This is a genomic window from Faecalibacterium sp. AF27-11BH, assembly GCF_003603005.1.
GTDB lineage: Bacteria > Bacillota > Clostridia > Oscillospirales > Ruminococcaceae > Faecalibacterium > Faecalibacterium taiwanense.
Window position 1 is genome coordinate 1 of record NZ_QVGS01000011.1, and the last position, 13,885, is coordinate 13,885.

Here is a 13,885-nt window from a genome sequence, read left to right on the forward strand (position 1 = left end):
ATCTCCTTACCGGAGATTTTTGTTGCCGCCGGCTTTTCGTTTTGCCGGGGCTGGGATGCTGCCGGGGTCAGGTTTTGGGAATAGAAGTTAGCTTCGATCTTCTCGGTCAGCTCCAGCCGGGGCTTGTCCTGCGTGTGGGCGTAGGTGTCCATCAGGACAGATGCCGTCGCATGACCTGTGTTGCCCTGCACCGACTTGAAGTCGCCGTCCGACTGCAAGAGCTGGTAGGTCGCACTGGAATGTCGCAGACCGTGGAATACGATCTGCTCAAACTCCGGGTGCTCGGCTCTCCACAGGCGGTACCACTTTGTCAGCAGCTCCGGCGCGATGGGCAAGCCGTCCGGGAGTCGGAACAACTGCCCACAGTTGCTATATTTCTCCGGGGCGTTCTGCTCGTCCTGTTTGAGCTTTTCAAGCCATGCCAGCAGTTCTTCCTTCAAGGGCTTGGTCATATACAGAACACGGTTGGACTTCTTGGTCTTGGGCTTTTTTAGGATGAGAGAGGACTTGCTGCCCTCGCGCCTGTCTGGGAAGGTGTAGTAGACCTGCTTGGGGTCAAGCTTTTCCAAAGCGTCCTTGTTGGCTCGCTGCATGGTCTTGCTGACTGAGATGGTGCCGCGCCCATCGGCGGCATCGAAATCCAGATCACTCGGCTGTAAGCCGAGAATTTTGCCCTCACGGAGCGAAAGGATCATACTCATGTGCACCGCCAGATGCAGGGCAGGGTTCTCGATGGTCTGCAACGCTGCCAGCATGGTTTTCTCGTCCCAGATGGTGCGCTCCTCGATGTTGACCTTGGGGGCATCACGGGGCAGGGGAATCTTGTGGATGAGGTCCCACTCCACTGCATAGGAAAATGCGGTCTTGAGCAGCGTGTGGACTTCGTGGATAGAGGTGCTAGACAGCAGCCGCTTCTTCTGCTTGTTGGTTAGGGTCTGCTTTACGCCGTGGACGTACTGCCCGCAGGGGGTCTTGGCAAGGGTAGCATAGAACTTCTCGATGTCGTAGGTGCGCAGCTCCTGTACCTTCCGTTTCCCGATATACGGCACGATAAGGTTTTGCACCATCGCCACGGACTGGGTGTAGGTCTTGGGGGACCACTTGTGCTTTGTGGACTGGATCGGGATCCATTTGTACAACATCTCCTCCACCGTCATGGTGTCGGGGACGAGGAATGTGCCGTCCAGCAATTCTTTCTCGACCGTGATCTTTCGCTCCTGCGCCTCCTTTCTGGTCTTGAAACTTTCCCATTCCTCGCAGGGCTTGCCGGAATGGTCTTTGTACTTGTAACGGACGGAGTAGGAATCTCCGCGCTTCATAATAGATGCCATAGATTACCTCCCTCAGACCGCTGCAAACCAGTTGTCGAAGCTCTGCTTGTTCACCCGGATGCTGGTGCCGATGTGCAGCACCCGGAAATCCTTCGTTGTGTTGCACAGGTTGTACGCAGCGCGGGGAGAAATCGCCAGAAGCTGGGCGATCTCCTCCACCCGGTAAACAAGAGGTTCGAGCTTGGCTGCTTTGGTCTGGTCAGAAGATCCAATGGCAGGGGTTTTGGACGCTTTCATTGTAAACGGGTTCGAGTCCATTTGCAAGGATTTATTCGTATAATCTTTATATTTCACATCTTCGGTCATGTCAGGCCGATTCATATTCATAGGCAGACCTCCAATTCCTTGTAACCGGGTGTCGGGGCAGAAAGTGCCAGCTTTCTACCCCGAACGTTCCCGATGAGGTTCAGATTTCCGAGTGCCACTCCTGTGTGCGGGGTTGTGCCGCTGGTTTGTTTTGTGCCTGTTCTGCCTGCAAACGGCTCAGCAGTTGCAGAACGGAATCCCGTGCTTTCTCCTTGACCTACGCCTTGCCCTTCTGCCGGACTTCCGGCTTCAGGAGTTTCTCCTGCAGGCGGGCGGCGGTGGTCTGCATGGTCTTGAGGAATTTGTCCAGAACATCGTCCAAACGGTGCGCTGCATACTCTCTCGTGGCTTTGGGAGCCTTGCGCTCCGGGGACAGCACCCACTTTTTTGCGTCCTCGATCATCCGCATATCTTCCTTCCGGGTCTCGGTGCATACCACGTCTGTCACGACCTCCACCGCCTTGTCGTAAGCCGCAGCCGAAACATCTTCCAGCAAGGTCTCCATGTCCGAAACTTTCAGGGTCAACTCGTCCAGCCTGTTCTGCTGGGCGGCAAGCTGCTCCTTTTGCTTGGCAAGGATAAAGTCCTGCTTTTCCAGATACTTGCGGTTGCCGTACTCCGCTTCTTCCTCCAATTCCAGCCTGTGCCGTTTTGCAATCTCAAACAGCATCTTTCGGCAGGCGGCATCAAAGGTGATCTTGCGGTTGTTGCGGCGGCTGAGGGGTTTGCCCGGGTCGGGCAGGTCGAAGCCCAGTGCTTCCAATGCCTTTTCCTGCTGGGGTGCCACCTCGCCGTACTTGTTTTCGCAGTCGAACACATGACGCTCGTGGATGTGGGGTGTGCTTTCGTCCAGATGCAGTGCCCAGTCCAGCACATGAACATGGTCGCCATACTTGGCTTTGAACTTCTCGATGAACTCTGTGACGACGCTCAGCAAGTCCTCTGCCGAAGCGTGTTCATCCAACGTTCCAAGTTGATAGATGGTCTCTTCCGGGCAGGTCTTGCGGCTGGACAGCAGGTCGGGAATGGAGCGGTTGCGCTCTGTGTGCCGGATCTTGGCGTTGCGCTCGTTCTGGCTTTCCACAAAAGCCGTGTAGTGGGTCTCGTAGAATTGACGTTCCACCTCCGAGAAGGTCGCCGCCAGATCATCCGGGTCTTGTGGGTCGAGAGCCGAACGGAAACCGTGGAAACAGTCCCAGTAGATGTTGCCCTTGGCTCGTTCCGGGTCAATGTGCTCGCTGTTGGAAAGGTTGAAACTGCGGTCATTGTGCTTGGGGTTGTAAGTGCCGTGTGCTCCGGCTCGTCCATTGTGTCGTGTTAATTTCAGATAGACATCCCTCCGCTTCAACAGCTTGGTGGGGAGAACGCAGCAGCGAAGCTGCTGGATCTGCCGCCTTTTTGCGCCAGATAATACCCAGTAGGATATGACGCACAGCATCATATCACTGGGGCAAAGAAGAGCTGCGCTCTCTGCACTCTTGCACCGGGCAAGCTGTCCTGAATGGACAGCTCGTCCGGCTTTTCAGAGGGTCGTTTTGACCCTCTGATTTTGGCAAACTATCAACCTGACACTTTGCCAACACCCCCTATAAAGGAGAACTCGGGCGTTTTGCTGCGTACGTGCGTACGCAGCAGACGGCTTTCTCTGTACGCACGTACGCAGCGAAAGACCGAAAACGTACCATATAGGGGGATCAAAAGCGGGTCATGCCCGCCAGCCATTGGGGGTGAGGTCGGGCTGCACAAGGGCTTCGATGCCCACAAAGCCCCGGACACGCCGCCCGGACGAGTTGACGATGTTGTTGGTAGATTCCAGATTGTACCTGCACTGGTTGGCAATCAGTGCATCGCTGAACCCTCTGGCCTTGATCGCATTCAGGCTGTTCTCCTCGCACCACATCTTGTAGACCTCATACAGCTCTTTCGAGCTGGTACAGGCATCCGCCTTCAGGTGGATGTAGCCCTCGGATTCGAGGAAATCGAACACATTGTTGTTGTCCCGCTTCACCAGTTCCCGGTTGCGCTTGGCACGGTCACTCTCGATGAACTGAAAACCATTCTTCACCAGCCGCTGCAAGCCCTCAAATGCCCACAGCAAGATGCCCTCGACCTCTGCCGCCATCTTCTCGGCAATGTCCGGGTCATCCACACGGGACAAGGGCTTGTCCTTAGTTGTCAGGATGAGCTGACGGCGGTAGAAACCGTCCGAGCGGTCATACAATGCCTGCAAATCGCCGTTGCTGAACGCCAGCAGGCGGGCGTACATCCAGCCCTGATAACTCTGCTTGCCCTTGCGCTCCAAGTCCATCTGCCCCTGTGCGGTCACGATGGACTTGACATAGTTGGTCTGACGCAGGGCTTCCATCCGCATATCATCGTCCACGCAGAGCAGGGTGTGTTCGAGGTCGGCACGGGCGAAGCGGTTCTCCGAGATCTTGCCGATGCTGCCATCCTTCATGTTGCAACCGAACAGCCGGGACAGTACCACGCCGATCTGCGATTTTCCCTCGCCGCCGTTGCCCTTGATGACCATCATGCGCTGACCCTTGTTGCTGGGGATCAGGCAGTAGCCGATGAACTCCTGCACCGTGGGGATGTCCTCCGGGTAGAGCAGGTCGGACAGGAACCGCAGCCAATGGGTGGGCTGTGGGGCTTTCGGGTCATATTTGACCGGGAGCCGGTTACGGACGATCTCCGGCTTGCCCTCCTGAAAGGTGCCGTCCAGATACAGGGTGCCGTTTGCCAGCGCAATGCGATCAGTGACAGGTGGGAAGTCCTCTACCTGTGCCGCCAGTTTCAGCACGTCCACCACATTGGTGACCTTCTTGGCAAGGTTCGTCCCGACGTATTCACGCATCATCTCGAAGATCTCGCAGCGCAGGGGCATGGGGTCCACCATTCTGCCGTCCGGGGTGAAAAATGCGCCATTCGAGTAAAGCAGCTGGTGGGTGCTCAGAAAATCGTCACAGAACAGGGATTCGTTGAAAAAACCTTTCTTGAACCATGCAGGGATAAAATTACTCATAGGCACACCGTCCTTTCTTGGCGTTACGGAAAAACGATATGATCATTTTGAGCACATCGTTTTTCTCCGCAACTGGGAAATCAACATCCTGCCGTTCTCCCTGCATGGCTTTCCTGCCCCCTTCCGGCGGCGTTTTCCGGCTCTCCCACTTGGGGGTCATCGCCGGGTATCCCATGCAGACGGTCATGCGGTTTTCAAGGTTCAACAGGCAAAACGGCAACAAAAAAGCCGTCACAAAACAGACCAGCCTCGCCTTCGCTTTTTCTGGAAGGTCATGCTAGTCGGTTATGTAACGGCTGAAAGCCAAGATGTTCAGCCCCGCAGGGCCTGAACGAATATGTAAAAATATGTTATATTCAATTGTTGGGATAGATTACCACAAAAATCGAGCCGTGTCAACAAAAAGTTTTGAAAACGCGTTGCTTTTGGCAACTTGCAAGAAAAGGCAAGGGAAACTTTGGCAAAAAGAGAGAGGGCTGGACGGTGCCAGCCCTCTTGACAAGGTTTTGGAAATCAGAATCAGGTTATCGCACCATGGTTTCAAACCGCTTCTGCAGCCGTTCAAACGTTTCGTCATCCACGGGAAGGAGCACATGAAACTCCATCTTGCCCTTGTCGTTGATTTCCGAGTGGACATCCAGCGGACCGGGCATCCCCTCGTCATACAACATCCGCAGGCACATCCCCAGCTGACGGTCGGATTTTGCTAAAATTTCGTGCATTGCTGTTTCCTTTCCGTGTTAATCCAAATGATTCTTTTTTCTGTAGTCCTTATGGGATTCGTAGATTTCGGAGGCAGAAATTCGATTAATTGTGCCGCATTCCGTGCAAGCCCAAGTGTCATTACTGTCATCAAAACCATTTTGGTAATTTAATAATGCACCACAATAATCGCACCACCAGTCCACATTAGAAAAACGTCCGCTCATATGTAAGTCCTCCCAATTTTATTTTTATTAAATATATACCAGTGTGGGAATGCTTTCAATTAGTAAAAGCCTGAAAATTTAAGTTCTTTTTTGTGCACTGCTCATAATAGAAACTCGGCTGTGCCGCTCACTGTTTTGAAAAATCCTGAGCGTCTACATTGGTTTCATCAACTTGGGAACTTTCCTTGATAGCCGTTTGAAGAGAGTGCTCCTTATTATCAAGACTCTGTTTCATTTTCCAGCTGTTAAGGATAAAATATAAAGTGATTGAAGCACAAAGCATACCTGCTGCGCCTTGTAAGCGGCCTTGCAGAAGGCCGCGGCCTTCTGCATAAGCATAAAAGTTTTGGAGCCCTTCTTGCATACTGCCGTTCCCCAAAATTTTGAGAATGTGTGTGATTTGTGCACAGGTTTTTCCATCACTTGCCAACAAGACGGAAACTGGAATACGCTCCATAATGTTTGCCTCACTTCCATAACTAAGATTGTTACCATTTGATGTCAATACGCTCTAAATCTCTTGACCACTTTCAGTATATATGATAAGCTTACAAACGTCAATATGATGAAGCCAATTCTAATACAGATAATTTATGTAGAAAGCAGGAGAAAAATTTAAATGAATACTAATTATTGCTGCGAGACATCGAATGAGACGCAGTTGTTAGCCAGAATTTGGAATGAGCGCCTCGGAAAGCTTATCAAGAAGAACTTTGGGACACAGAAAGAATTTGCGCAAAAATTTAAAGAAACCTTTGGGGTGGGCAATCAAGCAGATGTCAGCAGGTGGATAAACGTAGGAACTTTATCAGCGAAAGGAAAAATGATTGGTTTTCCAGAATACCCAACTATGAAAAAAATTGCGACTTTTTTCAATGTGACCGTTGGCTACCTTACAGGAGAAACTGACTATGAAACATTTGAGATGGAACGAACTTGTAAATATTTGGGAATCATTGAGGGAACCGGGAACGTCATTAAATATATTACAGGTTCTTCGCATGACTGCATTGAGTGGGGAAAGCAAGCGGGAACATATCAACGCATTATCAACAATCTCTTAATTGCTGAGCAGTTTCCAACGTTCATTAGGGACTTAAAAGAGCTGGATGCGGCTTACTATGACGATACTCAACGTTATGAGGAATTAAAGCGAACATACGGAGAAACGTTACTAAATGAAGTTGCCGAATTGCAATGTGATAAAAAAATTGATTATGAGTATGATCCATCGGCACCGAAGCTAACTAATATTCAAATTGAAGCATGGAATGCGTTGAAAAAAGATGAGGACAAGAGTTACGATAATTCCTTCAAACTAAAATTAGCGCGTTATGAATTGCATGAAGATTTTGAACGACTTATTGATTCGCTGTATCCTAGATAAAACAAAAGGAGCAGATACACCATGCTTCCATAGTGTACCTGCTATATAATAAGGCGGTGTCTATTCAGTTGTCCAAATCCTTGCCATGAATCATGGTTGTTGATGTACATTTGATGCTTGGCCTGAACAGGCAAGATCGTAGCTGCCGTATCGGGCTCGAACCCGACCGTTTTCCCGGCTTTGCATAAAAATCCGATACCTGTTTTAAGGGGCTGATTTTGGCTCTGCACATTTTTGCACACTTTTTGCACACCGGAACGTCTGGATAACGGATGCAAGAGGGGATGGCGGGTGCAAAGAATGCAGCGGATGCAAAACACAAATTTACGGGGAAACGATAAAAGTAACGAATTTGCGCAATTCTGGAAATTGACGATTGTTGCACGTTGGTTTCTCTTAATCAGTGGGCCCAGGGTTCGAGTCCCTGGAGGTGCACCAGATATTGAACGTCAAATCGTAAGATTTGGCGTTCTTTTTTGTTATGTACCCCCGAAAAAATCGGGGCTTGCACGGTCAATGCACGGTTTTTGCACGGTTGGAGTTTTCATAGGAATCCTCTGCATGGGCTGGAATTACTTTGAAATGCGTGGTAAATTTTGCATTAGGTCAGCAGAGCCAGACGGAGCTGCGCCTTTACTTCGGGGTCTGCATTCTTCAGAAGCTCCAGCAGAGCGGTCATAGAAATGGTCGGTTCGTCTGCGGCGGGCACAGCCTGCGGGCTGGGGCTTTCCTGTTTGGCATAGAACCCTTCCTCGAACTTCTTCCCCAGTTCAACACGAGAGGACTGCTGGATATGGGCGTAGGTGTTCACCAGCATATCTGCCGTAGCGTGTCCAGTGGTTCCCTGAACGGCCTTCACATCGCCGCCGGAGATCATCAGCTGATAAGTCGCACTGGAATGCCGCAGACCGTGAAAGACGATGCTGGGAAACTCCGGGTGTGCGTCCTGCCATTCGGGATCTGATGCCGGGCACAAAGCGTTTTGGAGAGCTGAAAAAGTCCATCGGTCATGTAACTCAGAAGGTTCTGACCGCTCAGCTGCGGCAGATGGAGGAAAGCGGGCTGCTGACCCGGAAGGTCTACGCTGAAGTGCCGCCCCGGGTGGAATATACGCTGACGGAACTGGGGTATAGCCTGAAGCCGGTTCTGGATGCCATGTGGGCATGGGGCGAAGGGTATAAAAGCAGACTGGAAGGGAAAGCAGAATAAGTAAAAGACGGAGTGCTGTGCATTTGTGCAGCACCCCGTCTTTTATTTGTGTTCATCTGCGCCCGGCTCATAGAGCAGCTCCAAATAGGGGTGCTTCCGGATGGCGGCAACCACCTCATCCAGAAAGAGAGTGCACGGGTCGTTGATCCACGGTTTCAGGTACTTATAAAGCAAAAGATAGGCGGTACGCTCTGGCGGTGGCTCTTCCGTGATGGGACAGCAGCGTAGATTCGCATTCTGTAGCAACATCATTTCGGCGATTTCCTGCGTGGTGATGGTCTATGTCTGCGGGTCGCGCAGAAATTCTGGCAGCATAGAGTTTGTGCCGATAGAAATTTTGCGTACAGTAGATTTTGGAAATCTTCTTTGATGCCGCAAATCGTAGGCGGTGCCCATGGTTAGATAGATCTCGTCCTGCGGCAGAAGATCAATAAAATTGCGATAATAAACTATTTGCCCAGATGCCAGATGTCGCGGTCGTACTCGGCAATGGTGCGGTCGGAGGAGAACATGCCCGCTTTGGCAATGTTCACCAGACACTTGCGCCGCCAGCCCTTCGGGTCGCAGGCGTAATCACTGAGGGCCTGCCCCTTGCGCACAACGTAGGCGTTGAAGTCCGGCAGGGTCTGAAACCAGTCTTTATGGATCAGCTCGTTGTGCAGGCGGGTCAGGTTTTCGGCGTGACCGGCGGCCAGCATCTCCGGGCCGGTGAGGAAGTTGATGGCGCGGCGGATGTTGGCATCGCCCTCCACCCACTGGGCGGGGTCGTAGTCGCCCACGGCGTAGCGGTGGATGACCTGATCGGAGGTCTGGCCGAAGATATAGATGTTCTCCTCGCCCACCTGCTGGCTGATCTCCACATTGGCACCGTCCATGGTGCCCAGCGTCAGCGCGCCGTTCAGCATGAACTTCATGTTGCCGGTGCCGGAAGCTTCCTTGGAGGCAAGGCTGATCTGCTCGGACAGGTCGCAGGCGGGGATCAGCTTTTCGGCGGCGGTAACGTTGTAGTTCTCCACGAACACCACCTGCAGCCACTTGGACACTTCCGGGTCTGCGGCAATGACCTTGGACAGGGTCAGCAGCGCATGGATGATGTCCTTTGCAATGGTGTAGGCAGGTGCCGCCTTGGCACCGAAGATGCTCACCAGCGGAGCAGCGGGCAGGTGCCCGGCCTTGATCTCGTAGTACTGATGGATGAGGTACAGCAGGTTCAGCTGCTGGCGCTTGTACTCGTGCAGGCGCTTGGACTGGATGTCGAACACAGCATCGGTGTTCACGCTCACCTTCTGGGTGCGCAGCAGCCAGTCTGCCAGTGCTTCCTTGTTGGCCTTTTTCACAGCGGTCAGCTGCTCCAGCACAGCTTCGTCGTCAGCAAAAGCCAGCAGCTTTTCCAGCTCGGTGGCATCCTTACGGAAGCCGGAGCCGATGTGCTGTTCCAGCGCGGCGGTCAGGCGGGGGTCGCATTCCAGCAGCCAGCGGCGGAAGGTGATGCCGTTGGTCTTATTGTTGAACTTTTCCGGGTACAGCTCGTAAAAGCCGTGCAGCTCGGATTTTTTCAAAATCTCGGTGTGCAGCGCCGCCACGCCGTTGGTGGAGTGGGTGAAGTGGATATCCATGTGGGCCATGTGCACCCGGTCGTCCTTGTCGATGATGGCAAGGCTCTCGTCCTTGGTGCGGGTGCGGGCCAGCGCGTCCAGCTTTTCGATAATGGGCATCAGCTGGGGCACCACGGCATCCAGATAGGCGCGGGGCCACTTTTCCAGCGCTTCGGCCAGAATGGTGTGGTTGGTGTAGGCGCAGGTCTTTGTGACGATCTTTACGGCTTCCTCAAATTCGATGCCCTTTTCGCCCAGCAGCCGGATCAGCTCCGGGATGACCATGCTGGGGTGGGTGTCGTTGATCTGGATGGCGGCGTAGTCGGCCAGATCATGGTAATCGCAGCCCCGGGCGGCACACTCGGCCAGAATGAGCTGGGCACCGGCAGAGACCATCAGGTACTGCTGATACACCCGCAGGCGGCGGCCTGCCTCATCGGAATCGTCCGGGTAGAGGAAGAGGGTCAGGTTCTTGTCGATGGCAGTTTTATCGAAGGCAATGCCGTCATGGACGATGCTCTCATCGATGGTGTCAAGGTCAAACAGGTTCAGGGTGTTGGTGCGGCCCTCGTAGCCGGTAACGGCCAGCTTGTACAGCCGGGCAGTGTACTCCTTGCCAGCCAGCTCCACCGGGTAGGTGATGTCGGTCTTTTCGGCCCAGCTGTGGGCGGTGAGCCACGGGTCGGGCTTTTCGTTCTGCACGCCGTCCTCAAAGGACTGGTGGAACAGGCCGAAGTGATACCGCAGGCCCACGCCGTCGCCGGGCAGGTTCAGCGTTGCCAGAGAGTCGAGGAAGCAGGCAGCCAGACGGCCCAGACCGCCGTTGCCCAGAGAAGGTTCCGGCTCCACCTCTTCGATATCGGAAAGGCTCTTGCCGACGGCAGCCAGTGCATCGCGGGCTTCATCGTACAGTCCCAGATTGATGAGGTTGTTGGACAGCAGCTTGCCGATGAGAAATTCGGCGCTGATATAGTACAGCTTGCGGCCGGTGACCGGCTGCACACGGTCGGCGCTCTTCTGCCGGACGAGTTCCAGCAGCGCGAGATACAGCTCCTGATTCGTGCAGTCCACCAGCGGCTTGCCCGTGAGACCCTGTAACGTTTCGGTAAAGCTCATAAATGCATCCTCCTTTGTTAGGGTGTATCTGAAAAGTCGAAAATTTAGTCTATTTCTACAAGCACAGCCGGATCTTGCGTGAAACAGCCTTAGATCCCGTTTGGGCTTGCGAAATATTCGTCATTTTCTTTGTTTTCAAATACACCTTGCGGAAAACAGGTTTGACATCTGTACTTCCAGATATACCACATAAAACAATCAAAATCTTGCCTAAAAAGCGCAGACTGTGGTACAATCCTATCATCGGGAGGTGAAACGATGCAAAATCAGGCATCTTTGCAGGAGACCAAGCAGCATGGTGCCGTGCGGTTTCCCTTCAATCTGTATCCCTGCACCATTCCGGGGGACTTTCCGCAGGTGGCGCTCCACTGGCAGGAGAGCATGGAGCTGGTCTTTGTCAAGCGGGGCACAGGACTGGTGCAGGTGGGCGCTGAGAGCTGCCCGGCCCGCATGGGGGACATCTTTATTTTTACGCCCGGCACCCTCCATGCCCTGCGGCAGGCCGAAGGGCAGTGCATGGAATACGAAAATATCATTTTTGAGCTGGAGCTTCTGGGCGGCGCAGAGGACCTTTGTGCCGAGAAATATCTGCTTCCGCTGCAAAGCGGGCGCTTGTCGCTGCCTGCGCGGCTGACCCCGAACGATTTGTGCTATCTGCAGGCCGCCGCCTGCCTGCGGGAGGTGGAGGATGCCAACCGCGCCAAGCTCCCCGGCTACGAGCTGCAGGTCAAGGGGGCATTGCTGCGGTTTCTTGCCCTGCTCCTTGCACAGGGCCGGCAGCGGCTTGCCGCCGAGACAACCGACACCCAGCGGCTGAAAACGCTCCTGCAATGGCTCTCGGCCCATTATACCGAGGAACTCCGGGTCGCCGATGCCGCCGGGGTCTGCTCCTTCAGTGCCAGCCACTTCATGCGGTGGTTCCGGCAGATGACCGGGCAGAGCTTTGTGGCCTTTCTGAACGAGTACCGGCTCAACGCCGCCGCCGAAGCGCTGCAGGCCACGGATGAGACGGTTCTGACCATCGCTTCCCGGTGCGGGTTTGAGAACCTTTCCTATTTTAACCGGGCGTTCAAGGCGCACTTCGGCATGACACCCCGGGAGTACCGGAAAAAATAAGCAAAACGAGGCCGTTCTGCCTCTCTGGAAAAGAGAGGAAACGGCCTCGTTTTTTGCACATCAGGCCTCCGGCGGCGGGCAGCAGCTCTCCCGTTGGATGAGCTTATGCGGCACGATGATCTTGGTTGCCAGAAGATTCGGGTTTTCGATGTGGTTGATCGAGCTGTTCCGTGCCGTGGAGCAGGCACTGGGCAAGCGGGAGATCATTGCGGAGGATCTTGGTTATATGAGCGAGACGGTCCGTCAGCTGGTGCGGGACAGCGGCTTCCCCGGCATGAAGGTGCTGGAATTTGCCTTTGACTCCCGCGACACCGGCAGTGCCAGCGACTATCTGCCCCACAACTACCCGGTGAACAGCGTGGCCTATACCGGCACCCACGACAACGAGACGCTGGTATCGTGGTATCAGACTGTCACCGATGCCGAGCGCGCCATGGTGCGGGACTATCTGTACGACTACGCCACCCCGGAGGAGCAGCTCTATAAGAGCATGATCGCACTGATCCTGCGCAGCGCAGCGGCGACCTGCATCGTTCCCATGCAGGACTGGCTGGGGCTGGACAACTCTGCCCGCATCAACAAACCCTCCACCGTGGGCCAGAACTGGCGCTGGCGGCTGAAAAAGACCCAGCTGACAAAGAAGCTTCAAAAGGAGATCTGCCAGCTGACCACCCGCTACGGCCGGATGAACTGGGCGTAACAGTATAGTGTTCTGGACTTGATTTTGGAAAGTTTATTGCAGAATAGCGGCAGAAGTAATACTTATTCAAAAATAAAAACGACAAAGAACAAATAAAAAAGTACAGAATATGGATCGGGACGCGTCTTTTTTTGTTACCCTGAAAGGCAAGGCGGCTTTGAGGGAGAGATGAAACAGGAAAAGGAGAATGGTCATATCCGGCCGTGCACCCCACTTGGCCGGTGATGGCCACCAGCGGCGCACCGTCCGGATAGGAGTGCGCGAGGCGCACCACAAAAAAGTACGAAGCAGCAATGCTTGGTGCTTTTTCTTTTTGACATGTGCCGCGGGATGCTTTATAATAAGAATGATTTCAGATGTCTGCGGGGCGGTGCGCCCTGCGGTAAAATTACGGCAAGCAAAAAAGGGAACTGCTATGAGAGAAGAAAAGGCCAGCGCATTGCCGCTGCTGCTGGACGTGCGCAGAATGGACGAAAATAACCGGGCTTACGCCTACCGTATGCTGCGCAAAAATATTATGACCTTGCAGCTGCAGCCGGGCTGTCAGCTGAGCGAGGCCGAACTGTGCGAACAGCTGGCCATGAGCCGCACACCGGTACACGAAGCGCTGATGATGCTGAAAAGCGAGTGGCTTGTGGATGTTCTGCCGCAGCGCGGCAGCATTGTGTCCAAGATCAGCGTTCCATACCTGAACGAAGGCTTTGCCATGCGCCGCATTCTGGAACCGGCGCTGCTGCGCGGGCTGGCCGGAAAGCTGACAAGGGAACAGCTGAACGAATTTCAGGAACTGCTGAACCGGCAGAACGAAGACCTTTATCTGGATCAGGATGCAGCAGATGACTTCTTCATCTCGCTGGATAACGACTTCCACAGGCTTTTGTACCACGATTCCGGCTACGACCGCATCTGGGAGGCCATGCACAACGTTACTTCCCATATGGACCGTGTGCGGTATCTGGACTCGGCCCTTTGCCGGGGAAATATTGCCTCGGTGCAGAAAGAGCACGAGCAGATCTTTGGCTACCTGCGGGACGGCCTGCCGCTGGACGTGGACGTAGAAGCCCTGTTTGAGCATCACCTTGGCATGTACCGCGAGAATTTCCAGAAGATATTGGAACGGTTCCCGGATTTCTTTGTACGGACATAAACCAAAAAGAGCACCCGCTGCTGA

Annotated in this window: 16 protein-coding genes; 5 read left to right on the forward strand and 11 right to left on the reverse strand. The window is 53.7% G+C overall.

What is annotated here, in order from left to right; genetic code table 11:
* The 8 genes from DWY76_RS10490 to DWY76_RS10520 all read right to left on the reverse strand — a co-directional run.
* Positions 1-1,331: site-specific integrase (locus DWY76_RS10490; protein WP_133300815.1), on the reverse strand; the 1,331-nt coding region annotated here is incomplete at its 3' end.
* Between the two features lie 12 nt (positions 1,332-1,343).
* On the reverse strand, positions 1,344-1,658 hold the full coding sequence (locus tag DWY76_RS10495; RefSeq protein WP_120081305.1) for a helix-turn-helix domain-containing protein: 315 nt from the start codon (positions 1,656-1,658) through the stop codon (positions 1,344-1,346).
* Between the two features lie 196 nt (positions 1,659-1,854).
* Positions 1,855-2,985, reverse strand: coding sequence for a plasmid recombination protein (locus DWY76_RS10500; protein WP_243112014.1), 1,131 nt, complete (start codon positions 2,983-2,985; stop codon positions 1,855-1,857).
* 357 nt (positions 2,986-3,342) lie between these two features.
* Positions 3,343-4,662, reverse strand: a complete 1,320-nt coding sequence (locus tag DWY76_RS10505; protein ID WP_120081306.1) for a phage/plasmid primase, P4 family — start codon at positions 4,660-4,662, stop codon at positions 3,343-3,345.
* Positions 4,655-4,897, reverse strand: coding sequence for a hypothetical protein (locus tag DWY76_RS14075; protein WP_165852625.1), 243 nt, complete (start codon positions 4,895-4,897; stop codon positions 4,655-4,657). The genes DWY76_RS10505 and DWY76_RS14075 overlap by 8 nt, the downstream gene beginning before the upstream one ends.
* Positions 4,898-5,186: 289 nt before the next feature.
* Positions 5,187-5,384, reverse strand: a complete 198-nt coding sequence (locus DWY76_RS10510) for a hypothetical protein (RefSeq protein ID WP_120081307.1) — start codon at positions 5,382-5,384, stop codon at positions 5,187-5,189.
* 18 nt (positions 5,385-5,402) lie between these two features.
* On the reverse strand, positions 5,403-5,591 hold the full coding sequence (locus DWY76_RS10515) for a Sec23/Sec24 zinc finger-containing protein (RefSeq protein ID WP_112149206.1): 189 nt from the start codon (positions 5,589-5,591) through the stop codon (positions 5,403-5,405).
* Between the two features lie 127 nt (positions 5,592-5,718).
* The gene (locus DWY76_RS10520; protein ID WP_120081308.1) at positions 5,719-6,048 is read right to left on the reverse strand and encodes a hypothetical protein; all 330 of its coding nucleotides are present in this window, start codon (positions 6,046-6,048) and stop codon (positions 5,719-5,721) included.
* A 162-nt stretch (positions 6,049-6,210) separates the two neighbouring features.
* Here DWY76_RS10520 and DWY76_RS10525 point away from each other — a divergent pair, with 162 nt between their 5' ends.
* Positions 6,211-6,978: a hypothetical protein gene (locus tag DWY76_RS10525; protein WP_112149204.1), complete on the forward strand. Its 768-nt coding sequence runs from the start codon at positions 6,211-6,213 to the stop codon at positions 6,976-6,978.
* Positions 6,979-7,579: 601 nt separating this feature from the next.
* Here DWY76_RS10525 and DWY76_RS10535 read toward each other — a convergent pair.
* A complete protein-coding gene (locus DWY76_RS10535; RefSeq protein WP_207665848.1) occupies positions 7,580-7,954 on the reverse strand; it encodes a tyrosine-type recombinase/integrase in 375 nt (124 codons plus the stop codon).
* On the opposite strand from DWY76_RS10535, the gene DWY76_RS10540 reads away from it, so the two are divergent.
* Positions 7,942-8,187, forward strand: a complete 246-nt coding sequence (locus DWY76_RS10540; protein ID WP_097781026.1) for a helix-turn-helix domain-containing protein — start codon at positions 7,942-7,944, stop codon at positions 8,185-8,187. The two genes, DWY76_RS10535 and DWY76_RS10540, sit on opposite strands and share 13 nt — an antisense overlap.
* A 42-nt stretch (positions 8,188-8,229) precedes the next feature.
* Here DWY76_RS10540 and DWY76_RS10545 read toward each other — a convergent pair whose 3' ends face one another.
* Together DWY76_RS10545 and DWY76_RS10550 are read right to left on the reverse strand one after the other, a co-directional pair.
* Positions 8,230-8,439 carry a hypothetical protein gene (locus DWY76_RS10545; protein WP_120081309.1) on the reverse strand — a complete coding sequence of 70 codons (210 nt, stop codon included), beginning with the start codon at positions 8,437-8,439 and terminating at the stop codon, positions 8,230-8,232.
* A gap of 197 nt (positions 8,440-8,636) precedes the next feature.
* Entirely contained in the window at positions 8,637-10,898 is a 2,262-nt protein-coding gene (locus DWY76_RS10550) for a glycogen/starch/alpha-glucan phosphorylase (protein WP_120081310.1), read from the reverse strand.
* 258 nt (positions 10,899-11,156) lie between these two features.
* Between DWY76_RS10550 and DWY76_RS10555 the strand changes: the two genes are divergently transcribed.
* The 3 genes from DWY76_RS10555 (at position 11,157) to DWY76_RS10565 (ending at position 13,861) form a co-directional block, all read left to right on the forward strand.
* Positions 11,157-12,014, forward strand: a complete 858-nt coding sequence (locus DWY76_RS10555; protein ID WP_120081311.1) for an AraC family transcriptional regulator — start codon at positions 11,157-11,159, stop codon at positions 12,012-12,014.
* Positions 12,015-12,162: 148 nt separating this feature from the next.
* Complete coding sequence (locus tag DWY76_RS10560; RefSeq protein ID WP_343252081.1) at positions 12,163-12,714, forward strand: 4-alpha-glucanotransferase; 552 nt, start codon at positions 12,163-12,165, stop codon at positions 12,712-12,714.
* Between the two features lie 415 nt (positions 12,715-13,129).
* Positions 13,130-13,861 carry a GntR family transcriptional regulator gene (locus DWY76_RS10565; protein WP_165852626.1) on the forward strand — a complete coding sequence of 244 codons (732 nt, stop codon included), beginning with the start codon at positions 13,130-13,132 and terminating at the stop codon, positions 13,859-13,861.
* Positions 13,862-13,885: the final 24 nt, after the last annotated feature.

Excerpts from the sequence above, each read along its gene's own strand:
- DWY76_RS10510 (WP_120081307.1), bottom strand. The coding sequence starts at position 5,384 with ATGCACGAAATTTTAGCAAAATCCGACCGTCAGCTGGGGATGTGCCTG.
- DWY76_RS10495 (WP_120081305.1), bottom strand. The coding sequence starts at position 1,658 with ATGAATATGAATCGGCCTGACATGACCGAAGATGTGAAATATAAAGAT.
- DWY76_RS10505 (WP_120081306.1), bottom strand. The coding sequence starts at position 4,662 with ATGAGTAATTTTATCCCTGCATGGTTCAAGAAAGGTTTTTTCAACGAA.
- DWY76_RS10520 (WP_120081308.1), bottom strand. The coding sequence starts at position 6,048 with ATGGAGCGTATTCCAGTTTCCGTCTTGTTGGCAAGTGATGGAAAAACC.
- DWY76_RS10565 (WP_165852626.1), top strand. The coding sequence starts at position 13,130 with ATGAGAGAAGAAAAGGCCAGCGCATTGCCGCTGCTGCTGGACGTGCGC.
- DWY76_RS10550 (WP_120081310.1), bottom strand. The coding sequence starts at position 10,898 with ATGAGCTTTACCGAAACGTTACAGGGTCTCACGGGCAAGCCGCTGGTG.
- DWY76_RS10540 (WP_097781026.1), top strand. The coding sequence starts at position 7,942 with ATGCCGGGCACAAAGCGTTTTGGAGAGCTGAAAAAGTCCATCGGTCAT.
- DWY76_RS10545 (WP_120081309.1), bottom strand. The coding sequence starts at position 8,439 with ATGATGTTGCTACAGAATGCGAATCTACGCTGCTGTCCCATCACGGAA.
- DWY76_RS10560 (WP_343252081.1), top strand. The coding sequence starts at position 12,163 with ATGTGGTTGATCGAGCTGTTCCGTGCCGTGGAGCAGGCACTGGGCAAG.
- DWY76_RS10525 (WP_112149204.1), top strand. The coding sequence starts at position 6,211 with ATGAATACTAATTATTGCTGCGAGACATCGAATGAGACGCAGTTGTTA.
- DWY76_RS10515 (WP_112149206.1), bottom strand. The coding sequence starts at position 5,591 with ATGAGCGGACGTTTTTCTAATGTGGACTGGTGGTGCGATTATTGTGGT.
- DWY76_RS10555 (WP_120081311.1), top strand. The coding sequence starts at position 11,157 with ATGCAAAATCAGGCATCTTTGCAGGAGACCAAGCAGCATGGTGCCGTG.